A 24,187-nucleotide genomic window follows, 5' to 3' on the forward strand; every position below is an offset into this window, starting at 1 on the left:
CATCCCGTCATCCGTCGCCGCGGGTAGTACGCACTGGGGAAGGAAAACAATATGTTAAAGATTGCCAACCACTACGTGTCGAAAGTGGCGTTCAGCCTGCTTTTCGTCGAGATCCTGATACTGATCGGGGCGTTCTACGCCGGCTCGGCCATTCGCTTCTTCGACGGCGACGACTTCATGCTGCCACGGCTCGACCATTTCCTGATGTCGGCCTGCGTCTTCACGGCCGCCATCGTCTTTTCCATGAGCGCGCTGGGCATGTACCAGCTCAATTTCAGCGAAGGCTTGCGCAACCCCTTCTTCCTGCAACTGGTGCCCTCGTTCGCGATGGGCTTCGGCATCCTGACGCTGGTGTTCTACGTCGCGCCCGACCTGTATTTCGGACGCGGCATCCTGCTGCTGGTATTCGCCATCTCGGCGGGCGGCATCCTGATGGCGCGCGCCATCTTCTTCACCAGTTCCAAGTTCCGCTTCCTCGAGTCGCGCATCATCTTCCTCGGCAACGGCGCGCTGGCCAAGGAGTGCGGCGACCTGGCGCTGCATTCGAACAGCTACCACAAGTACGACGTGGCCGGCTATGTCGCCATGCCGGACGAGGAGTCGCGCGTGGCCGCCAACGCGCTGCTGGCCATGGAGCCGGGCATGTCGCTGGTGGCGCTGGCGGCGAAATACAATGTGCGCGAAATCGTGGTGTCGGTGCAGAACCGGCGCGGCGGCACCTTCCCGATCCGCGAATTGCTCGAATGCAAGCTTTTCGGCGTCAAGGTGACCGACGCGGCCACCTTCTTCGAGCGCGAAACCTGCCAGATCCGGGTCGAATCCTTGCAGCCGAGCTGGCTGGTCTTCGGCGGCGGCTTCGACCAGAGCTTCATGCGCACCTTCATGAAGCGCGCCTTCGACATCGTGGTCTCCATCATCATCCTGGCGCTAGCGCTGCCGGTGATGCTGTTTACCGCCATCTGCATTAAGCTCGAGGACGGCGGCGCGCTGATCTACAGCCAGGAACGCGTCGGCAAGGGCGGGCGCTGCTTCAAGGTGCTCAAATTCCGCAGCATGGGCAGCGACGCCGAAAAGGGCGGCAAGCCGCAGTGGGCGGCGCAGAACGACCCGCGCGTCACCTACGTGGGCGGCATCATCCGCAAGCTGCGGGTCGACGAACTGCCGCAGTTGTGGAATGTGTTCAAGGGCGAGATGAGCTTTGTCGGCCCGCGCCCGGAACGGCCGTATTTTGTCGACCAGCTCAGCGCCGACATCCCGTACTACAACGTGCGCCACAGCATCAAGCCGGGCATCACCGGCTGGGCCCAGGTGCGCTACGGCTACGGCGCGTCGGTCGAGGACGCGGTGCAGAAACTGCAGTACGACCTGTACTACGTGAAAAACAACAGCCTCTTCCTCGACATCCTGGTGCTGATCGACACCCTCAAGGTGGTGTTGTTCGGCAGCGGCCGCTGATGCGGAGTCCGCCATGCTGAGCAGCGCCGCAGTCTTCAGCTACGGCGCGGCGGCGCTGGCCTTCGCCCTGCTGTGCGCGCTCCAGCTGAGCGTGTGGCGGCGCCGCGCGCACGCGCCCGTGCTGGCGGCTGCGGCCCTGCTGACGGCCGCCTGGGCCGCCCTGAACGCCTGGGAAACCGCGCACGGCGGCAGCCCTACACAATGGAACGACGCGCTCGACATCGGCCGCAACGCCGGCTGGTCGGTATTTTTGCTCACCCTGCTTGGTACTTTCCAGCGCGGTGCCGGCTGGCAGCTGCTGCGCGAGAACCGCCTGCTGCGCCTGGTGGCCGGCTTCTATGCGCTGCTGCTGGCGGCCGAGGCGTTGGCGAACTGGGCGCCGCAGCTGGTGGCCAGCCTGGGCGGCCTGCTGCCGCTGGCCATGCTGCGCGCCGGCGCGGCCGTGCTGGGCATGATCCTGGTCGAGCAGCTGTACCGCAACAAGTCGCCGCAGGAGCGCTGGGCGCTGAAATACGCGTGCATCGGCATCGGCGGCATGTATGCCTACGATTTCTACCTGTACAGCGACAGCATGCTGTTCCGCCAGGTCAACGCCGACATCTGGGGCGCGCGCGGTTTCGTGCAGGCGCTGACGGTGCCGTTGATCGCGCTGGCGGTCGCGCGCAGCAAGTCCTGGACCGCCGAACTGTCGGTCTCGCGCCGGGTGCTGTTCCATTCGGCCGCGCTGGCCGGCTCGGCCGCCTACCTGCTGGTGATGAGTTCGGCCGGCTACTACCTCCGCTTCTTCGGCGGCAGCTGGGGCTCGGTGATGCAGGTGGCCTTCCTGTTCGGCGCCAGCGTATTGCTGGCCGGGGTGCTGTTTTCGGGCACCTTCCGCGCCTGGCTGAAGGTTTTCATCAGCAAGCATTTCTATAGCTACAACTACGATTACCGTGAAGAATGGCTGCGCTTCACGCGCATGCTGTCGGCCGACGGCCCCAACCTGGGCGAACGCACCATACAGGCTGTGGCCGGGCTGGTCGAGAGCCCGGGCGGCGCGCTGTGGCTGCGGCGCGACTCGGGCCTGTGCGAGCCGGTGGCGCAGTGGCATATGCCGCTGGTAAACGACACCGAGCCGGCCGATTCGGCCTTCTGCCAGTTCCTCGAGAGCAAGCAATGGGTGGTCGACCTGGACGAGTACGCGCGCAGCCCCGCCCTGTACGATGACATCGCGATCCCGGCCTGGGTGCGCGGCTTCCCGCGCGGCTGGCTGGTGGTGCCGCTGATATTGCAGGGCCGCCTGTCCGGTTTCATGCTGCTGCAGCTGCCGCGCAGCGCGATCCAGCTGAACTGGGAAGTGATCGACCTGCTCAAGATCGCCGGCAGCCAGGCCGCCAGCTACCTGGCGCAGCAGGACGCCGCCACCGCGCTGATGCTGGCGCGCCAGTTCGAGTCCTTCAACCGCATGTCGACCTTCGTGGTGCATGACCTGAAGAACCTGGTGGCCCAGCTGTCGTTGCTGATCCCGAACGCGCACAAGCACCGCAACAACCCCGAATTCCAGCAGGACATGCTCGACACCGTGACCCACTCGGTGCAAAAGATGAAGCTGATGCTGCAAAAACTGAGCCGCAACGACGCGCCGGCGCGTCCGGCACCATTGTTGATTGACCAACTGTTGAAACAGGCCGTATCCTTGAAGGCAGCGTTCGAACCGCGTCCGCAATTGCTGGTCGAGGAGGCCGGGCTGAAGGTGCTGGCCGACTGGGAGCGGCTCGAGCGCGTGCTGGGCCACTTGATCCAGAACGCGATCGAGGCCACGCCGCTGGACGGCACGGTCACGATCAGGCTGCGGCGCGGCGCCGCCGGGGTGCTGGTGGAGATCAGCGATAGCGGGCAGGGCATGTCGGAGGAGTTCATCCGCGACCGGCTGTACAAGCCGTTCGAGTCGACCAAGCCGGCCGGCATGGGGATAGGCGCGTTCGAAAGCAGGGAGTACATCCATGAGCTGGGCGGCGAGCTGGAGGTCAGCAGCCGGCCTCAGCAGGGCACCACTTTCCGGGTCGCGCTGCCGCTATACAATCAGGACGCGATGTCCGTGGAACGAGCCGCCTGAAGGCGGGCTGAAGGAATAAAGTGAGCAAATCCAAGCTGTTGATCATCGAAGACGACCCTGGCCTGCAAAAGCAGCTGCGCTGGAGCTTCGACGCCTACGAGGTGCTCGTGGCGGGCGACCGCGAAGCGGCGCTGGCGCAAGTGCGCCGCCATGAGCCGGAGGTGGTGATTACCGACCTCGGCCTGCCGCCCGACCCGGACGGCGCCACCGAGGGCCTGGCCACCTTGCAGCAGATCCTGGCGCTGGCGCCGGAGACCAAGGTGATTGTGCTGACGGGCAACCAGGACCATGCGCACGCGGTGGCCGCCATCGGCCTGGGCGCCTACGACTTCCACCAGAAGCCGGCCGATCCGGACCTGCTGGGCCTGGTGGTCCAGCGCGCCTTCTACCTGCAGGCGCTGCAGCGCGAGAACCGCCGCATGCAGCTGGCGCAGGCCGATTCGCCGCTGGCCGGTGTGATCAGCCGCGACGCCGGCTTGCAGAAGATTTGCCGCAGCATCGAAAAAGTGGCGCCCACCTCGGCCTCTGTAATGCTGCTGGGCGAGAGCGGCACCGGCAAGGAAGTGCTGGCGCGCGCGCTGCATCAGCTCAGCCCGCGCTCCAAGGAGCGCTTCATGGCCATCAACTGCGCGGCCATCCCGGAGAACCTGCTCGAGTCCGAGCTGTTCGGCTACGAGAAGGGCGCCTTCACCGGCGCCGCCAAGCAGACCAAGGGCAAGGTCGAGCTGGCGCACGGCGGCACCTTCTTCCTCGACGAGGTGGGCGATTTGCCGATGGCGCTGCAGGCCAAGCTGCTGCGTTTCCTGCAGGAGCGCGTCATCGAGCGCATCGGCGGCCACGAGGAGATCGCGGTCGACGTGCGCATTGTCTGCGCCACGCACCAGAACCTGAAGGAGCTGGCCACGGCCGGCCGCTTCCGCGAGGATTTGTACTACCGCCTGTCCGAGATTGTGGTGACCATACCGCCGCTGCGCAACCGCGTCGGCGACGCCGCGCTGCTGGCGCACCACTTCAAGAACAAATTCTGCGCCGCCGAGTCGCGCGCCTCCCTGCATTTCAGCCAGGAGGCGATGAATGTGATCGAAGCCTACCCGTGGCCGGGCAATGTGCGCGAAATGGAGAACTGCATCAAGCGCGCCGTCATCATGGCGGACGGCCCGCACATCGTGGCCGAGGACCTCGGCCTGAGCGGCGCGCTGCTGCCGGAGGAACCGCTGAATTTGCGCCAGGTGCGCGACGAGGCCGAGTACAAGGCCATCGTCAAGGTGCTGGCCCGGGTCGACGGCAACATCGTCAAGGCTTCCGAGCTGCTGGGCGTGAGCCGTCCCACCCTATACGACCTGATGAGCCGGCACGCCATCAAATCCGGCTCCTGACCGGCGCGCCTATGCGTCGTGCGGTCGTTGTCTACGCTGGCCTGCTGGCCTATGGCAGCCTGTATCCTTTCCATTGGGCACCGCGCAGCGAGGCGCTGTTCGGCTTCCTGCTGCACCCCGGCGCGGCCTATCTGGAACGGGGCGACCTGGTGCAGAACGTGCTCGTCTACATGCCTTTCGGCCTGCTGCTGGCGTCCTGGTGGGCCGAGCGCCATCGCTACTGGCCCGGCCTGCTGCTGGCGGTGGCTGCCGGCACCCTGTTCAGCATCGCGGCCGAGGTGGCGCAGGAATGGCTGCCGGCGCGGGTGTCGTCGGCGGCCGATGTCGCGATGAATCTGCTGGGTACGCTGGTGGGCGCTTTGCTGGCCGGCCTGCTGCGGCGCGACACCTTGAGCGGCGCGCGCCTGCTGGCCTGGCGCGACGCCTGGTTCCCGCGCGGTGCCATCGCCAATACCGGCCTGGTGGTGCTGGCGCTGTGGCTGTTGGCCCAGACCAGTCCCCTGATTCCCGTGCTCAGCCCGGCGCGCTGGCGCTACAGCCTGGGGCCGCTGTACTACCAGCTGCACGGCGCCATGCAGTTCAGTCCGGTGGTGCTGTTTTGCCTGGCGTGCAATCTCAGCGCGCTGGGCTTGTTGCTGCGCGCGCTGGTCAAGCCGGGACAACGCTGGCGGGTGCTGCACGGGACCTTGCTGCTGACCGTGCTGGCGGCGCAGGTGCTGATCGACGAACACCGGCTCGGCCTGGAGGAAGTGCTGGCCGCCGCGCTGTCGCTGATTATGGTGGTCTGGCTGGGACGGCTGGCGCCGACGCGCGCGTCGTATTGCGCGATGGCGCTGCTGGCGGCGGCCATGGTGGTGTACGAGCTGGCGCCGGGCGTTGGCGGCTGGCAGGCCGGCCGCTTCAACTGGGTGCCGTTCCGCGGCCATATGCGCAGTCTGGTCGGCTTCACCAATATCCTGGAATTCCTGTGGCCCTTCATGGGCATGTCCTGGCTGGCGCGGCAGGCGTCGGCGCCGGCGCGCCACCACGTGATCGCGCTGGGCGGCGGCGCGCTGCTGGCGGCGGCCATGCTGGCCATGGAGACCGCGCAGCTCTATCTGCCGGGCCGCTCGGCCGACATCACGCAGGTGTTGCTACCCTGCGCCGGCTGGGCCGCGCCGTGGCTGGTGGAGGAGTGGGTGCTGGCGCATCCGCGCGCCTAGTCCTTCCTGGCCTCGGGCGGGGTTGCGGATTCGGGGGCCGGTTTGGATTCGGGCTGGCCTTCGGGCTCGCTGTCCGGATCGGGCTTGGCTTCCTTGGGCGGGGGCGCGGCAGACACGTCCCACTTGCCGGCTTCGGTCAGCATCTTCTTCAAGCCGGGCAGCGGAAAGCCGGCCGCATAGGCTATCTGGGCGTATTTGTTGGCCAGCTGATAGTTTTTGTCCTTGAAATGAAGCAATCCCAAATTGTAGTTGAGGGTGGGATTTTCCGGATCGAGCGCGGCGGCGGTGGCGAACATGTTGAGCGCTTCCTTGCCGCGGCCCAGTCCCGACAGATAGTTGCCGTACAGCGAGTAGACCGCCGGATCATCCGGGGCGAAGCGGACCGCGCGGTTGAAATAGCATTCGACGGGGCGGCGCGCGCCCGGCAGGATGTAGACGCGGTCGCGCAGCGCCACGCGCTGCAGCGTATCGAGCGCCCGTGCATGGTTAGGGAAGGCGCGCAGCGCATAGTCCAGTTCCTGGCCCAAAGTGCCGGTGATGCCCTTGATGCCGTTTTCGACGTCGCTATTGAAGTGGCCGACTTCGACCAGATTCAGGTTCTCGGCAAATTCGGATTTGCCCTTGCGGTAATCGTACGGGCCGTAGGCGTTTTTCAAATCGCCGCAATATTCGTTGCTGGTGTTGGCCGCGCTGACCGTGTTGGCCAGACCGCCCAGGACCGCCAGCGAGGCCGCAAGCAGTGCGCCGGACGCCATCTTCGCTAAGGTTGTCATCTCGTTGTTCTCCGAACGTGGTCGTTACTTTGTCAGGGCACTGGCGACCGGCGTGGCCACCTCGGCTGCCGCGACCAGATCGAGCAACTGGGCCAGCTGCTCGCTGCGCGCGCGCCTCGAATGGGCGGCAATGGTGGCGGCCGATGCCAGCGGCGCGTTGCCGCCGCGCACCTGCTCCAGGAAGCGCGGCAGGGCGGCGATGATGGCGTCGCGCCCGTCCAGCGGCGCGATGGTGTCGATGCCTGCGCCGCGCAAGGTGGCGGCGGTATCGCCCTCGGCGTCGGTCAGCGCCAGGATGGGGCGGCGCGCGCGCAGGTATTCGTACAGCTTGGCCGGCACCTGGTGGTTGCAGTTGGTGGCCTGCAGTATCAGCAGGCCGTCGGCACTCAGCATTTCGGTCAGCGCGGTGCGGTAGGGGACATGCGGCGCCAGTTGCACGATGGATCCGATGCCGTGCTCGCGGATCAGGCCGGCCAGATAGTCGTCGTGGCCGGTGGCACGCAGCACGATGCGCAGCGTGCCGCCGCTGATCGCCCCCTGCTGCTGCAAGGCCGCCAGCGCCTGGAACAGCGGCACCGGATCGCGCTCGGAGGGGTAGATGACGCCGCTGTGCACCAGCGTCAGTGGGGCGTCGGCGGCGGGCGGTGCCGGCGGCTGCTGGGCCAGTTCGCGTTCGGCCTCGGTGAAATTTTCCTCGTCGTAGGCGTTCTCGATCAGCCGGAAGCGCTCGCGCGGGATTTCCGGGAAGCGGGTGTGGTAGGTGACGATGGCGCCCGGTGTGGTGCAGACCGCCACGGTGCAGTGTTTGACGGTCTGGCGCTCTATCCACTGGTAGACCTTGCGCGTGAGCGGATCTTCCGGATAGCTGACGTCGGTCATCGGGTCGCGCAGGTCGGCCACCCAGGGCAGGCCGGTCAGGCGTTTGAGCGCCAGGCCCACCAAGTGCGCGCTGGCGATCGGGTAGGTCGACCAGATCACGGCCGGGCGGTGCCGGCGGATCAGGCGCAGCCCGGCCGGGATCGCGCCCAGGCACCAGCTGACCCAGCGGTCCGGCAGCGCCATGAAGCCGGCGTAGCGGCCCTTGAACGACAGGTGGCGCGCGGTGTCGAGCGCGAAGGCGCGCGTCACCGGCACTGAGGCTGGGATGTCGCCCATCTGGTCCGGACCCGGATTGCTGTAGGCGCGCGGATGGGCCGACAGCACCACCGGCGCCCAGCCGCACTGCGGCAGGTACTGCGAAAACTTGAGGGTGCGCTGGATGCCGCTGCTGCCCCGCATCGGCGGGTAGTGGTAGGCGATCATCAGTACGCGTTTGTTTACCATGAGCGCATCCATTCTCCGGTCCAGTCTGCTACTTGGTCGCGCCAGGCGCGGCGTGAAAAAGTGTGGTCGGCTTGCTCCAGGTCGTGCCGCGTCACGCGCGGCGCGGCCAGCAATTTCTGCCAGGGGCGCGAGGCTTGCACCGTGTCCTTGAATTCCTGTGCCGTGAGGTCGGCGCCGCTCAGGATCAGCAGCACCTTGCCTTCGAAGGCGGCCAGGCTGTCGTGCATGCGCTGCGGCAGCGGGACGGCAAGCGGCACGGCGGCAACGGCGGCGCCGGCCGCAACATCCCCGCCGGCAACCGCGGGCGCCGCCGGTTTGCCCGACGCCGCGCCCAGCAGGCCGGCGAAGGAGCGCAGCGCTGCGCCGTAATCGAATTGCAGGGTAAAGATTTTCTTCCACAGCTCGGGCTGCAGCAGGCGGTCGCGGTAGTAGTGTTTCAAGGTGGCCTTGGCCAAACCGCCCTCGGTGCGCACCCAGGGGTTGAGCAGGACCACGCCGCGCACCCGCGCGTCCTGCGCGGCGTAGAACAGCGCGGCCGAGGCGCCGTCGCACAATCCCCACAACGCCACTTCCTTGACGGCCGGCACGGCGGCCTGGAACTGGTCTATGGCGCTGCGCAGGTCGTCGCCGACCACCTCGAAATCGCGCGCCTCGCCCTCGGCGTCGCCCATGCCCCGGTAATCGAAGCGCAACACGGCGATGCCTTGCGCGGCCAGGTGGCGCGCCAGCAGCGTGAACTGGCGGTGACTGCCGCCCCGGTATTGCGGGCCGCCGACCACCACCACCACGCCGCTCGCGGCCGGCTGGGCCGGCACGCTGGCGATGCCGAACAGGCAGTCGCCGCCGCAGGCGAAACTCAGGGCGTGTTCCTCAAATTGCATGGCGGCGCTCCCTGATGCCGTCGCCGCCGGCCTTATCGCCTGCACCGTTTGCGGCGTTATCGAGTATGCCGTTGGCGCCGTCGTTGTTGGCGTTGCCGACACCGGTCGCACCGAGCCCTGCGCCGTCGCCCAATGCCGCGCTGCTGGCCTCGATCAAGGCCTCGCAGATGGCAATCTCCTGCGTGCCCCAGAATTGCTGCCCGGCCACGGCTTGCGCTTGCAGCGCCACGCCCTGCTCCAGCCACGCCGCCGTCAGCTTGGCCGAGGCCGGCGCCAACGGCCGCCCTTCGGCCGCCACCACGTCGAACCAGTGCACTGGGCAGGGGGGCGCCGGCAACTTGGCCAGTTCGAGCGCGTCGAGCGCGCCGGCCAGTTCCGGCGCCAGTTCATAGCCGGCCACTTCCAGCGCCTCGCCGGCGCGCAGCTGTTCGCGCAGCGCGGCGGTGCCGGTTTTCTGCGCGCCGTCCTCGGCCAGCATGGCGTTGGCCATGCGCAGGCGCAGGAACTGGGTGAGGAAGGCGCTGCCGCTGTGCACCGGCTGCCACAGCAGCAGGCGCTGCGGCGCTGCGGCGCCCCGTTCGCTTTGCCGGCGCGCGTAGTCGAGCGCGAGCAGCGCGCCCAGACGCAAGCCCCACAAGCCGACCGGGCGGCCCAGCCTGGCCGCCAGCCACTGGCAACCCAGCGCCGCGTCGTCCAGCCAATGCTCCCAGCGCGCGTCGGCGAAGTCGCCGCCGCTGTCGCCGCAGCCGTACAGGTCGATCTGCAGCACGGCGATGCCCTGCGCCGCCAGTGCGCGCGCCTGCAGCGCGGCCATGCGGCGCGATTTGTTCATTTCTTCGCCGAAGGGATGCAGATAGACCATGCCGCCACGGCACAGCCCGGCGGCCGGATGGAACAGGCAATAACGCTCCCCCGCAGCCGCCTTCAGGAAGAAGGGCTGGGCATGGGCGGCGGGGGAGAACAGGGTCATGCCGTCAGTTTGTACTGCACGAAGGCGGTCAGGCTGCCGACGCTGGCGAAGGTGGCCGCGTCGATCTCGTCGTCGTCGACGCTGAAGCCGAACTGCTCTTCCATGGCGGCGATCAGTTGCACCACGGCCATCGAATCGAGTTCCGGGATGGCGCCCAGCAGCGGCGATTGTTCGGTCAGCGCGTCGGCGGCGCTGCCCAGGCTGAGGACGTCGGCCAGGATGGTTTTGACTTCTTGCAGATACATTGCTTACTCCGTGGATGGTTCGGGCTGGCCGGCGTGGCCAGGCTGGGACGGCGCTGCCGCGCCCGCCCCGGCGCGTCCGGCCTTGCGGTTTTTGATCAGGGCGTGCAGGCGTTTCAGGGCCGGCCACCGGTAGTGGGTGACATGGTACATGGTGCGCACCTCGTCAGTCCACCGCAGGTGCCACTCCATGAGCTTGCCGTAGAACTCCATGCGTTCGAAGCGGCGCTCGTTGAACAGTTCCTGGCAGGAATCTTCGCGCATCAGGAAGGCCGGCGAATACTGGCTGCTGACGCTCTCGTCGTACGTTGTTTTCAGCACGATCACGGCGCCGCCGCCCTCGATGCACAGGTTCATCACCACCAGCTGCTCGTTGAACCAGTAGCGGTATACGCTGGCCCCGTCGCGCCGGGCGAAGTTCTCCAGCATGCTGCGGTAGAAGCGGCCCTGGTCGTTGTCCGGGTGGATCGCGGTGCCGCCCTGGGCTTTCCAGCCGGCGCTCTCCATCACGCCGTAGTCGGCCACGGCCTTGGCCATATCGGCCGGCGTCCGCACCACGTCCATGCGCAGCGCCACGCCTTCCTTGGCCAGCCGGGTGCGCTGCTTCTTCAGGTTGCTGCGCAAATTCTTGCCGCGCGCGGCCCAATACTCGTCGAAAGTGCCGGCCACCGTGATGCGCGCGGTCTGGATGTAGTCGCCGGTGTCGAGCTGCGGGCCATGCGCCGGGCGCGGCATCAGCCAGGGGTCGCACTGGGTCAGTCCCAGCACCAGCGGCATGCCGGGCAGCGCGCGCAGCAGTTCGTCCATCAGCTGCGGCAGCGCCGCTTCCGGGCGCTGCATCCACATGCCGAGCGGCTGTTGCGAGGGCTGGAAAGTCTCCCAGGCGCCCAGCTTGCGCCGGCGCAGCAGGGCCATGGCCATGACGCGCCCGTCCCGCCGGTAGATGGCCAGCCATTCGTCGCCGTTGCCGAATTCGGTAATCAGGGGTTGCACGAAGGCAGGTTCTAGCAGCGGCGAGGCCACGGTTTCCCGGTTCAATGCCTGCCAGGCGTCGGCATGGGCGGCGAATTCGCGCGCCGGGGTCAGCGACCAGCTCATGGTGCGGCCTGCGCCAGCAGCGCGGTGTGTATCTTGGTGATCATCCAGTCCAGCTCCTGTTCCTGCAATTCTTGGTGGCATGGGAACTGCAGCACATGGCGCGACAGTTCCACGCTGGCGCTGCAGACCGTGGCATCCACGCCCTGCCACAGGTATTCGGCGAAGCGCACGATGGGTACGCCCTCGTTCTTGAGCGAGTTGAACAGCGGTTCCGGATCGTCCACGTACAGCGGGAAAACCCAGGGATAGACGCCGTCCGGCAGCGCCGGGTGCAGCGGGCGGCAGCCGGGCAGGCCGGCCAGCGCCGCCTGCAGACGCTGGTAGTGGCTGCGGCGCAGCGCGCCCATGCGGGTGCGCGAGACCAGTGTCAGCATCAGGCGCGAGAACAGCGAGCCGCGCTTGTCGAGCCAGCCCGGGTCGAAGCCGAAGCCGCCCTCCGAGGAGCGCGGCGCCATGGCCGACGCGGCGCCCGCGCGGCGGCGCTTGATCTGGCCCCACAGGAAATTCTTCAGGCCCAGCGGCAGCGCCAGCAGGCGCCGCAGGGTGCGCAGGCGCTGGTACTCGAAGCCGTCCTCGAGCGCGTTGACGGCCATCTTGGCCTCGAAGCGGAGCCCGGCCGAACGCAGCGCCACCGGCGCCAGCGAGTGGCGTGCCGACACCAGGCAGCCGCCCTCGTAGATAGGGAAAAACTTCATCGTGCTGGCGATCGCATAGTCGCCGAAGGAGCCTACCGGCTGGCCCTGGTGCTCGCCTAGGAAGGAGTGGGCGCAGTCTTCCAGCAGCATCAGGCCGCGCGCGTCGCAGAAGGCGCGCAGCGCCGACAGGTTTTGCGGGAAGCCGAAGTAGTTGGTGGCCAGCATCACCTTGCAGGCGCCATCGATCTTGGCGGCGACGTCGTCCAGGTTGACCGAGGTGTCGCGGTTGATGCGGTAGAACACCGGCGTGGCGCCCAGCCACACCACCGGCTCTATCATCGAGGCGCAGTGGTAGGACGGCACCAGCACCTTGTCGCCCGCACCCACGCCCATCTGGCGTAGCGCCATCGCGATGGCGACCCGGCCGCTGGTAACCAGGCGCACTTCGCGCGCATCCAGGATGGAGGGCGTGTGCGCGCCGCGCCCGCTGAAGGAGGAGCGCGACAGCACCGGCTTGGTCGGGATGCGCGCGCGCGGATAGTCGACCGGCAGCGGCGTGGGGGCGCCGCTGGCGTCGTACAGTTGCGTCCTCGGCAGCGGCAACGCGGTGCTTGCTGTCTGAGCCATTGTGCTAGTTCTCCGTCGGGCGCAGCTGGCGGCGGCGTGGTGGTGGTCGATGTGGTGTTTGCATGATGTTTCTATTTATGCATCAGCTAGTATAACTGTTGCAACGAAAGCGGGCTAGTCCGTGTTCACATTACACCACGTCGCCGCGCCGGTACAGATTGCGCAGCAGGCGCAGCTGGAAGCGCAGCGGGTCGCGGTCCCAGGGCGTGAAGCGCGGCAGCTGGAAGAGGTCGCTGCCGCTGCCGGCCGCGCCCCAGGCGGTCGAGACGGCCGCCTCGAAGCCCAGTTCGCGCGCCAGTTGCGCGTGGCGCGCCAGGTAGTCGCGTCCCGGCTTGCCGTTCGGATAGGCGAAATGCCGCACCGGCGCGGCGATGATGGCTTCCAGCGCAGCCTTGCCGCTGGCCATTTCGTGGCGCGCGGCGTCGTCCGCGGTGCTGGCCAGGATGGGGTGCAGCACCGTGTGGGCGCCGATCTCCATGCCGGCCCGGTGCAGCTGGCGCACCTGCTCCGAGCGCATCATCAGCTGGTCGGGCAGCACCAGGCCGAGGTGGGCGTGCAGGCGGTCCACTTCGGCCTGGCGCGGCGCCGGCGCCAGGTATTTGAGCTTGCCCAGCAGTGCATGGATGGCGGCCGCGCGCTCGGCGTCGCTGCCCAGGGGGTGGCGGCCGTAGCCGAGCGCATCCAGGTCGAGCAGCGGGCCGGGCGCACGCCGCAGCAGTTCGATCACCGTGTCGTTCCACATGCGGCCGCCGTCCAGGAAGCCGGTGGCAACGAAGAAAGTTGCGCTCAGGCCGTGGCGCTGCAGGATGGGCAGCGCTACCTCGGCGTTGTCGGCGTAGCCGTCGTCGAAGGTGATGCAGGCCGCGCGCGGCGGCAGCGTGCCCTCGCGCAAGCCCTGCACCGCCCGCGCCAGCGGGATCACATTGAAGCCTTGCTTGAGCAGCGTGAGCTGCTGGTCGAAGCGCTGCGCGTCGACCTCGTCCGGGAACAGCGGGTCCTGGCTGGTCAGCACCCGGTGATAGATCAGGATGGACAGGCGGCCGGGTGCGCCTAGTGCGCCCAGGCGCAACAGGGATTTACCGGCGGCGGCTTGCCACGCGGCGCCGGCTGCAGCCGGCGGGGGGGAGGTCATGATGGACATGGACGAATTCAGTAGGCGGCGCGCTTGGCGGACGGGACCAGGAGCTTGGCCGCCGTTCCCGTTTGCTGGCGCAGTTGCAACTGGTCTTGCACCAACTGGCCGGTCACCAGCAGCATGGCCAGCAAATAGTAGGGGACGTCGAAATAGAGCAGGCTGAGGAAGGCGCCGCCCACCCCGAAGCCTATGATGCTGACCTGTATCATCCTGGCCAGCTTGCCGGCCCACTGGAACTCCGCCCAGGCCGAGGTTTGCCGGATGATCCAGTTGGCGCGGCGCCAGCACAGCATCACTGTGCCCAGATACAGCCCAAGGCCGATGAAACCGTGTTCGCCCAGGCACTGGAAATAAACGCTGTGGGCGGCGTGTATATCGTTCGGTATAGGCGCGTAGCGCGCGAACACGCCAGCGTCGTAGATCTCGAAGCCGCCGCCGGTCAGCGGCCGGTCCACCGCCAGGTTGTAGGCCATCCACCAGGCGTTGATGCGGCCCATGGCGGAGGCGTCTTCCTTGTACTCGTTGATGGTGTCCATGCGCTGGCCCCACTGGGCCGGCATGAACATCACCAGCAGCGGGATGGTCAGCGTGATGGCCAGTCCGACCACAACCTTCTTCGGGCTTTTCAGCCACAGGAAGAAGCTCATCGCCAGCAGCGCGAGCAGCGCGCCGCGCGAATAGGAGCCGATCGCCGCCAGCAGGCACAGCGGAATCGAGACCAGCAGGCCGCGCTTGAGCCATTTGTTGGCCGTTTCCATGAACAGGTAGTAAATGATGGGCACCAGCACCACCAGGGCCAGCGCCACTTCGTTGTTGCCGTGGATGAAGCTGCTGTCCGGACCCCAGACGCGGAAGCTGCCGCCGGTCATGGCCGTGAACAAGCCGCCCTTGACGCCGTAGTAGCCCAGCGACCCAACCAGCGTCCACAGGAAGAAATGTATTTGTTCTTTGTCGCGGATCAACATCATGGCGACAAAAGTCATCAGCATGATCTTCATCACACGCATCATCATCTCGTAGGAATCGCTGGGGTGGATGGCGAACAGCGTGGTCACGGTCATCCACAGGGTGAAGGCGATCATGACTTTGACGGCGGGCGTGGCGGGCAGCTTGCGCGGCCCTTTGACCAGCACCAGGGCCAGCAAGGTGACGCCGGCGACGATAGCGGCGAAGGGGAAGCTGTAGGCGAAGCCCCAGCTCAGGCGGTGCGGGTTCATGACGCTGATCCACACCCACATCAGCACGCCGATATAGGGTTTTTTGAATGTGTACGGCAACGAGGCGAACACGATCAGGGTGATGAGGATATCTCGCATGCGGTTTCCTGGAGGGGGGGCATTACCAATAAATTACTGTTGTAATGCTGTAATTGCTTGTTTCCATTTATATATCGCCTTAGTATAACCCGTCCGTCGTATTTTTAGTCCAGCCCGGCATGCCTTTTGGCCGTTGGTGTTGCAGGCTGGACGATAGACAGGCCGGGAGGCCACGCGTACCATGCTGCATTGTGTCACATTGTTAAATCCAACAACAGATCGGCCCGGCCTTGCGCGCCTCGGCGCCAGCGGCCGTAACGAGAACCACATCATGAGCGACCTGATCCACGAATTCATCTATGCCAGCGCCCGCCGCACCCCGGCCGCAGAAGCGCTGGTCTACGGCGCCCGCCGCCTCGATTACGCCGCGCTGGCGCAGGCGGTGCGCGGCGCCGCCGACGCGCTGCTGGCGGCCGGCCTGGGACGCGGCGAACGCGTCGCCGTGTATATGGAAAAGAACGTCGAGAACGTGGCCGCCATGTTCGGCGCGGCCGCTGCCGGCGGCGTGTTCGTGCCGGTCAATCCGCTGCTCAAGCCGGAGCAGGTGGCCTACATCATGGCCGACTGCAATGTGCGGGTGCTGGTGACCTCGTCCGACCGCCTGCGCCTGCTGGTGTCCAGCCTGGCGCTGTGCCCGGATTTGCGCATGGTGTTCGCGGTCAATCCCGGCGGCCAGCCCTTGCCGGACGTGCCCGGCGTGTCCGTGCTCAGCTGGGAGACCGCGCACGCGGCGCCAGCCGCCTCGGCCGCGCCGGCGCCGCACCGTGCCATCGACACCGACATGGCCGCCATCCTGTACACCTCGGGCAGCACCGGCAAGCCGAAAGGTGTTGTTTTGTCGCACCGCAACATGGTGGCCGGCGCCGTCAGCGTCTCGAGCTACCTGGAGAACACCCCGGACGACCGCCTGCTGGCCGTGCTGCCGCTGTCCTTCGACTACGGCCTGAGCCAGTTGTCGACCGCGTTCCGGGTCGGCGCGACCGCCGTGCTGATCAACCACCTGCTGCCGCGCGACATCCTCAAGGCCGTGGTGGCCGAGCGCATCACCGGCCTGGCCGCCGTGCCGCCGCTGTGGCTGCAGGTCGCCGGCCTGGACTGGCCGGCCGACTGCACGCTGCGCTACCTGACCAATTCCGGCGGCGCCATGCAGCGCCCCACCCTGGACGCGCTGCGCCGCGCGCTGCCGAAGGCGCGCCCCTTCCTGATGTACGGGCTGACCGAGGCCTTCCGTTCCACCTATCTGCCGCCGGAGCAGGTCGACCTGCGTCCCGATTCCATGGGCAAGGCGATCCCGAACGCGGAAGTGATGGTGCTGCGCCCGGACGGCAGCGAGTGCGATCCGGGCGAGCCGGGCGAACTGGTGCACCGCGGCGCGCTGGTCTCGCTGGGCTACTGGAACGACCCGGCCAAGACGGCAGAGCGCTTCAAACCCTATGTGTCCCAGCCCGGCATCGTGCTGGGCGAGATGGCCGTGTGGTCGGGCGACACCGTGCGCAAGGACGAGGAGGGCTATCTCTACTTCATCAGCCGCAACGACGAGATGATCAAGACGTCCGGCTACCGCGTCAGCCCGAGCGAGGTGGAGGAAGTCATCTACGCGCGCGAGCATGTGGCCGAGGCGGCCGCGCTCGGGGTGCCGCACCCGGCGCTGGGCCAGGCCATCGTGCTGGTCGCGCTGTGCAAGCCGGGCATGGAACTGACGGCGGCCGAACTGCTGGCCGCCTGCAAGCCGCACCTGCCTGCCTATATGCTGCCGCAGAAAATCATCATCGCCGAGGCCAGCCTGCCGCGCAACCCGAACGGCAAGATCGACCGCAAGCTGCTCAGCCTGCAATACGAAACCTGTTTCACGGAGAACAATCAATGAGCGCAGTGCGCCCGCAGCATGCGCCTCTGGTGCAATTCCCCATCGAAGACGACTGCCTGCAGATCGGCGGCATGGCGCTGACCCGGCTGGCCGCGCGCGTCGGCCAGACCCCGTTCTACGCCTACGACCGCGCCGCCATGACGGCCCGCGTGGCCGAACTGCGGCGCCACCTGCCGCCGGAAATCGAACTGCACTACGCGATGAAGGCCAACCCCATGCCGGCCGTGGTGCAGCACATGGCCGGGCTGGTCGACGGCATCGACGTCGCCTCCGGCGGCGAGCTGCGGGTGGCGCTCGACACTACCATGCCACCGCTCGACATCAGCTTCGCCGGCCCCGGCAAGAGCGACGCCGACCTGGCCTGCGCGGTCGCCGCCGGCATCGTGCTGAACATGGAATCGGCCGCCGAGATGGAACGCATCGCCGTCATCGGCGCGCGCCTGGGCCTGCGGCCGCAGGTGGCGGTGCGCGTCAACCCGGACTTCGAACTGAAGTCGTCCGGCATGCGCATGGGCGGCGGTCCCAAGCAGTTCGGCGTGGACGCCGAGCAGGTGCCGGAACTGCTGGCGCGGCTGGGCCAGCTTGCACTGGACTTCCACGGCTTCCACATCTTCAGCGGTTCGCAGAACTTGAAGGCCGAGGCGATCCAGGAGGCGCACGAGAAAACCTTCGCGCTGGCGCTGCGCCTGGCCGAACACGCGCCGCGCCCGCTGCGCATGCTCAATATCGGCGGCGGCTTTGGCATCCCCTATTTCCCCGGCGAGGGCAGGCTGGACCTCGCCGCCGTGGGCGAGAACCTGCAACGCTTGCTGCCCGACGTCAAGCGCGCGCTGCCGGAGGCCCGCATCGTCATCGAGCTGGGCCGCTACCTGGTGGGCGAGGCCGGCGTCTACGTCAGCAAAGTCATCGAGCGCAAGGTGTCGCGCGGCCAGGTCTACCTGGTGACCGACGGCGGCCTGCACCACCACCTGTCGGCCTCCGGCAATTTCGGCCAGGTGATACGCAAGAACTATCCTGTCGTGATCGGCAACCGCGTGCGCGGCGGCGCGCGCGAGACGGCCTCGGTGGTCGGCCCGCTGTGCACGCCGCTGGACTTGCTGGCGGACCAGATGGAGCTGGCGCAAGCCGGACCGGGCGACCTGGCCGTGGTGTTCCAGTCCGGCGCCTACGGCCTGACGGCCAGCCCGGGCGCCTTCCTCAGCCATCCGGGCGCGCTGGAAGTGCTGGTCGGTAGCGACGGACGCGCTGAACAGCGCAGTGAAGATCAAGCGGGAGACGCGGAATGAGCGGCATTTGCGGTTGGATAGGCCATGGCCACGGTGCGGCGGAAAACCGCGTGCTGGTCGAGGCGATGGCGGCGCCGCTGGCGCGCTTCGACGGCAGCGCCGTGCACGCCGAAGCCGGCAACGCCGGTGCGGTGGCGGTGGCGGCGGGCGTCGATTGCGCCCACAGCTGGCAGCGCGACGGCTTGGCCATCGCGCTGTGGGGCGACGTCCGGCTGCGCGATCCGGCCATGGCCGCGCTGGCGCAGGCCGAGGGCATGGGCGCGGCGCTGGCGGTGCTGTGGAAGCAGGGCGCCGAGGCGTTGTGCAACGCGCTGTCCGGCGCCTTCGCGCTGGCCGTGCTCGACGAGCGCGCGGGCGAGGCGCTGCTGGCCATCGACCGCATGGGCACGCACCCGATGGCCTACCAGCTGGCCGGCGAAACGCTGGTGTTCGGCTCCTCGGCCGACAGCATCGTGCGCCACCCGCAGACACCGTCCAAGCTCGACCCGCAAGGCCTGTACGACTACGTCTACTTCCACATGGTGCCGGCGCCGCGCACCGTCTACCAGGGCCAGCAGCGCTTGCTGCCGGGCAGCTATCTGCGCTACCGCCAGGGCCGGGTCGAGACCGGCACCTACTGGCGCATGCGCTTCCAGGAAAATGGCAGCCGTCCGTTCGGCGAGCTGAAGGAAGAGTTCCGCGACGTGCTGCGCAGCAGCGTGCGCGACGCCTGCGGCAGCCAGCCGGTGGGCGCCTTCCTGTCCGGCGGCACCGACAGCTCGACCCTGGCCGGCATCCTGTGCCAGGTCGGCGGCAAGGCGGCCAAGACTTATTCGATCGGCTTCGAGGCGCAGGGCTACGACGAGATGGAATACGCGCGCATCGCCTCGCGCCATTTCGGCACCGAGCACCACGAGTACTACGTGACGCCGGACGACGTGGCGGCCGCCATCCCGCAAATCGCGCAGGTGTTCGACCAGCCCTTTGGCAACGCCTCGGCGGTGCCGGCCTTCTATTGCGCCAGGATGGCGCGCGCCGACGGCGTGGCGCGCATGTTCGGCGGCGATGGCGGCGACGAGCTGTTCGGCGGCAACGAGCGCTATTCCAAGCAGCATGTGTTCGCGCTGTACGAGAAGGTCCCCTCGTTGCTGCGCAAGGCGCTGCTGGAGCCTGCCGTGTTCAACTTCCCCGGCGGCGGCCACGTCAAGCTGTTGCGCAAGGCGCGCAGCTACATCGAGCAGGCCTCGGTGCCGATGCCGGCACGGCTGGAGACTTACAACCTGCTGGGCCGCTACGGCCCGTCGCAAGTGTTCACCGACGACTTCCTGGCCGGGGCCGACATCGGCTCGCCGCTGGCGGGTCTGAACCATACCTACGGCCAGAGCGACGCGCCCAGCCTGATCAACCGCATGCTGGCGCTGGACCTGAAGATCACGCTGGCCGACAACGATTTGCCGAAAGTGATGAAGGCCTGCGAACTGGCCGGCATGGAGGTGGCATTCCCCTTCCTGAGCGAGCGCATGGTGGAATTCTCGGCCGGCCTGACGCCGCAGCAGAAGCTGAACGGCACCCAGTTGCGCTATTTCTTCAAGGAAGCGCTGCGCGACTTCCTGCCGAACGAAATCATCACCAAGCAAAAGCACGGTTTCGGGCTGCCGTTCGGCGTTTGGCTGCAACAAAACCGCGTGCTGCAGGAACTGGCGGCCGACAGCCTGGATGGCCTGAAGCGGCGCCGCATTGTGCGGCCCGAATTCATCGACCAGCTGTTCGGCCAGCACCTGGCCGAGCACGCCGGTTACCACGGCACCATGGTGTGGGTGCTGATGATGCTGGAGCAGTGGTTCCGCCAGCGTCCGCTTGCCAGCGCGTGAGTCCTGCATGACGACAATTGCGGTAGTCATTCCCTATTTTCAGCGCCAGGCCGGCATCCTGGCCAAGGCCGTGCGCTCGGCCCTGGCCCAGCACGGCGGCGCCACGCTCGACATCATTGTCGTCGACGACGCTTCTCCGGTGCCGGCGCGTGCCGAGCTGGCCGAATTGATGGCCAGCCATGCGGGCGTCATCCGCATCATCGAGCAGGCCAACGCCGGCCCGGCGGCGGCGCGCAACAAGGCGCTCGACAATGTGGTGCCCGGCACCGACTACGTCGCCTTCCTCGATTCGGACGACGAGTGGATCCCGGCGCACCTGGCCAATGCGGTGGCGGCGCTGGATGCCGGCCACGATTTCTATTTCGCCGACCACTATCAGCTCAACCAGACCGTGACGGCATTCAATCGCGCCGGCCGCATCCAGCCCGAGCGCCACCCAGCCATCGGCGGCAGCGAACACCTGCGCACCTATCGGGGCGACATGTTCGACCAGATCCTGAGCGGCAACGTAATCGGCACCTCCACGGTGGCCTACCGCTGGTCGCTGTGTCCCGGCTTGCGCTTTCGCGAGCAATTCGTCTACGCCGGAGAGGATTATCTGTTCTGGCTGGAACTGTCGCGGCTGCCAACCCGCATCGCCTTTTCCACCGTCTGCGAATGCCGGTACGGCGAAGGCGTTAACATTTTTGCCGGTTCGGGCTGGGGCACGGAAAAGTCGCTGATACGGCTGCACTACGAGATGAAGTACAAAAAGGCCCTGGGCCGCCTGTTCGAGCTCAGCCCGGAGCAGCGCCGCGCCAATCTGGAGTCGGTGCGCGGCTTGCGCCAGAGTTTCGTGGCCGATGTGCTACACCGGCTGTTGCACCGCAAGCCTTTCCGTGAAGTGCTGTTCAAGCAGGCCGCCATCGACGCGCCGAGCGTGCTGTACTTCGTGCCCCTGGCCCTGCGCGTCCTGCTGCGTCGCTAGCAAGGAGGCCCCTGCAATACGCACCCGGATCAGGCACAGCAACTGCCGACGACTGGCTATGTGCTTAGTATTGCAGTTAGTATATTATCGAATAGTAACTTGCCCGCTGCCGGGCCCCCCGCGTCTCGTTTAAATCTATAAGGAAGTTCCCGATGGCTGTCATTGGAAAAAAACGCCTGCTGGGCGTTGCGGTAACAAGCAGTGCCTTGTTGGTTGCCCTGCTGGGCGGTTGCGCGAAGAAGGAGTCGCCGGCCACGCTGATGGCCGAGGCCAAGCAGTTCCAGAGCAAGGGCGACAACCAGGCGGCGCAGATCCAGCTCAAGAATTTGCTGGCGGCCAATCCCGAGGACGGCGAGGCGCGCTACCTGCTGGCGCGTACCTACGTTGAGTTGGGCGATGCGCTGGCGGCCGAAAAGGAAGTGCGCAAGGCCCTCAGCCTGAAGTTCCCGCCGGCGCAAGCGCTGCCGGTGCTGGCGCGCGCCCTGCTGATGCAGGGCCAGTTCCAGAAGGTGCTCGACGAGACGGCCGAGGAGGCCAAGCAGAACGGCGCGGAGCTGCTGTGCGCGCGCGCGGACGCCTTGCTGTCGATGGGCAAGCGCGACGAGGCCAAGGAGGTGTTTACGGCCGTGGTGCAGCGCGAACCGGCCAATCCGGCCGCGCTGACCGGCCTGGGCCGCGTAGCCTTCCTGATGCGCGACGGCGAGGGCGCCATGCGCTATGCGGACCAGGCGGTCGCGGCGGCGCCGAAGAATCCTGACGTGCTGATGTTCAAGGCCGATCTGCTGCGCGCCCAGAACAAGCCCGAGCAGGCGCTGGCTGCCTACGACCAGGTGCTGGTGGCCAACTCCGCACACCGTTCGGCCCACATTGAGAAAGCCTATCTGGAAATCGCCGCCGGCAAGTACGAAGCGGCGCAGGCCGACTTGGCGGCGGCCAAAAAGACCACCCCCAACAGCCTGATGGTGACCTACACCCAGGCCTTGCTGGACTTCACGCAGGGCAAGAACGCGGCGGCCCAGGAGTCGCTGCAGAAAGTGCTGCGCGCCGCCCCCGAGCATATGCCCAGCATCCTGCTGGCTGGCGCCGTGGACCTGAACCTGGGCTCCGTGCAGCAGGCCGAGCAGCACCTGAGGAAATACCTGGAGAAGAACCCGGACAACCTGTACGCGCGCAAGATGCTGGCCTCGACCTTGCTGCGCTCGGGCCAGACCCCGGACGCGCTGGCGGTGCTGGCGCCGGCCCTGAAAACGGCGCAGCCGGACGTGCAATTGCTGGCGCTGGCCGGCGAGTCCTATATGCAGGCGCGCGACTTCAACAAGGCCACTGAATACTTCGAGAAGGCCAGCACCCTGGAGCCGAAGGCGGCTTCGCTGCGCACCTCGCTGGGTCTGAGCAAGCTGGGCAAGGGCGAGCGCGCCGAAGCCATCAGCGACCTGGAACTGGCCACCACGCTGGACAGCAAGTCGGCGCAGGCCGGCATCGCGCTGGTGCGCACCGAACTCGGCATGCGCAACTTCGACAAGGCGCTGGCGGCGATCGCCAAGCTGGAGCAGAACCAGCCGGCCAGCGCGGTGGTGGGCGAGCTGAAGGGCGCGGCCTATCTCGGCAAGGGCGATATCGTCGCCGCCCGCGCAGCCTACGAGAAGTCGCTGGTGCTGCAACCGAATTATTTCCCGTCGCTGGTCAGCCTGGTACAGCTGGACTTGACGGAAAAGAAACCTGAGGATGCCAAGAAGCGCTTGCAGGCCTACCTGGTCAAGGAACCGAAAAGCATCGACGCGATGAGCGCGCTGGCCGGTGTGGCGGCCAGCGTCAACCAGCCGGCCGAAGCCACCAGCTGGCTGGAGAAGGCGGTTGAAGCCCGTCCGGAAGCGGTGCAGCCCGGCATGCGCCTGGCCATGCAATACCTACGCACCGACCAGGCGCAAAAAGCGCTGCTGCTGGCGCGCAAACTGCAGGTGGCCAACCCGGCCAATGCGGAATTGCTGGATTTGCTGGCGCAATGCCAACTGGCCAACAAGGATCCGGCCGCGGCGCTGGAGTCGTACAGCAAGCTGGCCGGCCTGGTGCCGAAGTCGGCGCTGGCCCAGTTCCGCCTGGCCGGCGTGCATGCGCAAATGAAGAACGAGGCTGCCGCCGCCGACGACTTGAAAAAGGCCCTGCAGCTGCAGCCTGACTTCCCGCAAGCCCAGCTGATGCAAGCCGAACTGCTGGTGCGGCAGAACAAGCCCGACGCCGCGCTGGCGGTGGCGCGCCAGCTGCAGAAACAGCATGCCAAGTTGCCGGGTGGTTATGTGCTGGAAGCCGATGTGCTGGCCTTGCAGGGCAAACACGCGGCCACCGTACCGGTGCTTGAGAAGGCGCTGTCGGTGCAGAAGTCTCCCGCGCTGGCCGTCAAACTGATCGAAGCGCTCAAGCGCAGCGGCAAGACCAAGGAAGCCGAGCAGCGCGTCGCGTCGTGGCTCAAGGACAACCCGAACGACTCGATGGTGGCCATGTACCAGGCCGAATCCAGCCTTGCTACTAAGCAATACGTACTTGCAATTGGGCAATTCGAAGCTATCCTGAAACAACTGCCCAAGAACCCGGTGGTGCTCAACAACCTGGCGCAAGCCTATCTGTCGGTCAAGGACAGCCGCGCGCTTGGCGCGGCCGAAGCGGCCGAGAAGCTGGCACCCAACCATCCTGCCATCGTGGACACGCTGGGCTGGGTGCTGGTCGAGCAAGGCAATGTGGAGCGTGGCCTGCCGTTGCTGCGCAAGGCCGCCGGCGCCGCCGCCGGCAATCCTGAAATCCATTACCACCTGGCGGCCGCCCTCAGCAAGTCCGGCGACAAGGCGGGCGCGCGCAAGGAACTGGAACAGTTGTTGGCGGGCGGAAAAACATTCCCCCAAGCGGACGAGGCTAAAGCGCTGTTGAAGCAGCTCTGATTCCCGCCCGAACCGCTGCAAAGCCGCTGTCCATGCGGCTTCCCGACCCCGCGCACGGTTGAATTCGCTCGTGCGTGCTGGCCGGAAATGGGGTATCTTTGCGATTGAGTACTGGCTTGCATGGCGTGAGCCAGTGCCCATCGCCCGACTGATGTGCAG

18 protein-coding genes are annotated in these 24,187 nt (G+C 67.0%); 9 read left to right on the forward strand and 9 right to left on the reverse strand.

The features are described 5' to 3' along the window. Nucleotides 1-51: 51 nt before the first annotated feature. Genes ACSQ8Y_RS25425 through ACSQ8Y_RS25440 form a run of 4 tightly spaced genes read left to right on the forward strand, consistent with a single transcriptional unit; the run spans nucleotide 52 to nucleotide 6,128 of the window. A complete protein-coding gene (locus tag ACSQ8Y_RS25425; protein WP_436269183.1) occupies nucleotides 52-1,455 on the forward strand; it encodes a TIGR03013 family XrtA/PEP-CTERM system glycosyltransferase in 1,404 nt (467 codons plus the stop codon). Between the two features lie 13 nt (nucleotides 1,456-1,468). Next, nucleotides 1,469-3,550 (forward strand): XrtA/PEP-CTERM system histidine kinase PrsK, encoded by a 2,082-nt coding sequence (gene prsK, locus ACSQ8Y_RS25430; RefSeq protein ID WP_436269184.1) that lies wholly within the window; start codon nucleotides 1,469-1,471, stop codon nucleotides 3,548-3,550. A 20-nt stretch (nucleotides 3,551-3,570) separates the two neighbouring features. Then, nucleotides 3,571-4,926 (forward strand): PEP-CTERM-box response regulator transcription factor, encoded by a 1,356-nt coding sequence (prsR, locus tag ACSQ8Y_RS25435; protein ID WP_436269185.1) that lies wholly within the window; start codon nucleotides 3,571-3,573, stop codon nucleotides 4,924-4,926. Nucleotides 4,927-4,937: 11 nt separating this feature from the next. After that, nucleotides 4,938-6,128, forward strand: coding sequence for a VanZ family protein (locus ACSQ8Y_RS25440; RefSeq protein ID WP_436269186.1), 1,191 nt, complete (start codon nucleotides 4,938-4,940; stop codon nucleotides 6,126-6,128). Here ACSQ8Y_RS25440 and ACSQ8Y_RS25445 read toward each other — a convergent pair. The 9 genes from ACSQ8Y_RS25445 to ACSQ8Y_RS25485 all read right to left on the reverse strand — a co-directional run bounded on the left by ACSQ8Y_RS25445 (nucleotide 6,125) and on the right by ACSQ8Y_RS25485 (nucleotide 15,128). Next, nucleotides 6,125-6,901: a tetratricopeptide repeat protein gene (locus ACSQ8Y_RS25445; protein WP_436269187.1), complete on the reverse strand. Its 777-nt coding sequence runs from the start codon at nucleotides 6,899-6,901 to the stop codon at nucleotides 6,125-6,127. The two genes, ACSQ8Y_RS25440 and ACSQ8Y_RS25445, sit on opposite strands and share 4 nt — an antisense overlap. 24 nt (nucleotides 6,902-6,925) lie before the next feature. Next, nucleotides 6,926-8,224 carry a glycosyltransferase gene (locus tag ACSQ8Y_RS25450; protein ID WP_436269188.1) on the reverse strand — a complete coding sequence of 433 codons (1,299 nt, stop codon included), beginning with the start codon at nucleotides 8,222-8,224 and terminating at the stop codon, nucleotides 6,926-6,928. Continuing rightward, on the reverse strand, nucleotides 8,218-9,105 hold the full coding sequence (locus ACSQ8Y_RS25455; protein WP_436269189.1) for a hydrolase 1, exosortase A system-associated: 888 nt from the start codon (nucleotides 9,103-9,105) through the stop codon (nucleotides 8,218-8,220). The genes ACSQ8Y_RS25450 and ACSQ8Y_RS25455 overlap by 7 nt, the downstream gene beginning before the upstream one ends. Continuing rightward, nucleotides 9,095-10,075 (reverse strand): hydrolase 2, exosortase A system-associated, encoded by a 981-nt coding sequence (locus ACSQ8Y_RS25460; RefSeq protein ID WP_436269190.1) that lies wholly within the window; start codon nucleotides 10,073-10,075, stop codon nucleotides 9,095-9,097. The genes ACSQ8Y_RS25455 and ACSQ8Y_RS25460 overlap by 11 nt, the downstream gene beginning before the upstream one ends. Next, nucleotides 10,072-10,320, reverse strand: coding sequence for an acyl carrier protein (locus tag ACSQ8Y_RS25465; RefSeq protein ID WP_436269191.1), 249 nt, complete (start codon nucleotides 10,318-10,320; stop codon nucleotides 10,072-10,074). Before ACSQ8Y_RS25465 ends, ACSQ8Y_RS25460 begins: the two co-directional genes overlap by 4 nt. A 3-nt stretch (nucleotides 10,321-10,323) precedes the next feature. Beyond that, on the reverse strand, nucleotides 10,324-11,415 hold the full coding sequence (locus tag ACSQ8Y_RS25470; RefSeq protein ID WP_436269192.1) for a GNAT family N-acetyltransferase: 1,092 nt from the start codon (nucleotides 11,413-11,415) through the stop codon (nucleotides 10,324-10,326). Continuing rightward, nucleotides 11,412-12,677 carry an aminotransferase class I/II-fold pyridoxal phosphate-dependent enzyme gene (locus tag ACSQ8Y_RS25475; protein WP_436269193.1) on the reverse strand — a complete coding sequence of 422 codons (1,266 nt, stop codon included), beginning with the start codon at nucleotides 12,675-12,677 and terminating at the stop codon, nucleotides 11,412-11,414. Before ACSQ8Y_RS25475 ends, ACSQ8Y_RS25470 begins: the two co-directional genes overlap by 4 nt. A gap of 130 nt (nucleotides 12,678-12,807) precedes the next feature. After that, a complete protein-coding gene (locus tag ACSQ8Y_RS25480) occupies nucleotides 12,808-13,818 on the reverse strand; it encodes a polysaccharide deacetylase family protein (RefSeq protein ID WP_436269194.1) in 1,011 nt (336 codons plus the stop codon). Nucleotides 13,819-13,826: 8 nt separating this feature from the next. Continuing rightward, complete coding sequence (locus ACSQ8Y_RS25485; protein ID WP_436269195.1) at nucleotides 13,827-15,128, reverse strand: putative O-glycosylation ligase, exosortase A system-associated; 1,302 nt, start codon at nucleotides 15,126-15,128, stop codon at nucleotides 13,827-13,829. Nucleotides 15,129-15,399: 271 nt separating this feature from the next. Here ACSQ8Y_RS25485 and ACSQ8Y_RS25490 point away from each other — a divergent pair, with 271 nt between their 5' ends. From ACSQ8Y_RS25490 to prsT, 5 genes are all read left to right on the forward strand, one after another. Continuing rightward, nucleotides 15,400-16,995: an acyl-CoA ligase (AMP-forming), exosortase A system-associated gene (locus tag ACSQ8Y_RS25490; RefSeq protein ID WP_436269196.1), complete on the forward strand. Its 1,596-nt coding sequence runs from the start codon at nucleotides 15,400-15,402 to the stop codon at nucleotides 16,993-16,995. Next, nucleotides 16,992-18,281 (forward strand): pyridoxal-dependent decarboxylase, exosortase A system-associated, encoded by a 1,290-nt coding sequence (locus ACSQ8Y_RS25495; protein WP_436269197.1) that lies wholly within the window; start codon nucleotides 16,992-16,994, stop codon nucleotides 18,279-18,281. Before ACSQ8Y_RS25490 ends, ACSQ8Y_RS25495 begins: the two co-directional genes overlap by 4 nt. Then, nucleotides 18,278-20,131, forward strand: a complete 1,854-nt coding sequence (locus tag ACSQ8Y_RS25500) for an asparagine synthetase B family protein (RefSeq protein ID WP_436269198.1) — start codon at nucleotides 18,278-18,280, stop codon at nucleotides 20,129-20,131. Before ACSQ8Y_RS25495 ends, ACSQ8Y_RS25500 begins: the two co-directional genes overlap by 4 nt. A 7-nt stretch (nucleotides 20,132-20,138) precedes the next feature. Further along, nucleotides 20,139-21,098 (forward strand): glycosyltransferase family 2 protein, encoded by a 960-nt coding sequence (locus ACSQ8Y_RS25505; protein ID WP_436269199.1) that lies wholly within the window; start codon nucleotides 20,139-20,141, stop codon nucleotides 21,096-21,098. 152 nt (nucleotides 21,099-21,250) lie between these two features. Next, complete coding sequence (gene prsT, locus ACSQ8Y_RS25510) at nucleotides 21,251-24,028, forward strand: XrtA/PEP-CTERM system TPR-repeat protein PrsT (RefSeq protein ID WP_436269200.1); 2,778 nt, start codon at nucleotides 21,251-21,253, stop codon at nucleotides 24,026-24,028. The last annotated feature ends 159 nt before the right edge of the window (nucleotides 24,029-24,187 follow it).

Origin of the sequence: Pseudoduganella sp. LjRoot289, from assembly GCF_964252925.1 — a bacterium.
Classification (GTDB): Bacteria; Pseudomonadota; Gammaproteobacteria; order Burkholderiales; family Burkholderiaceae_D; genus Rugamonas.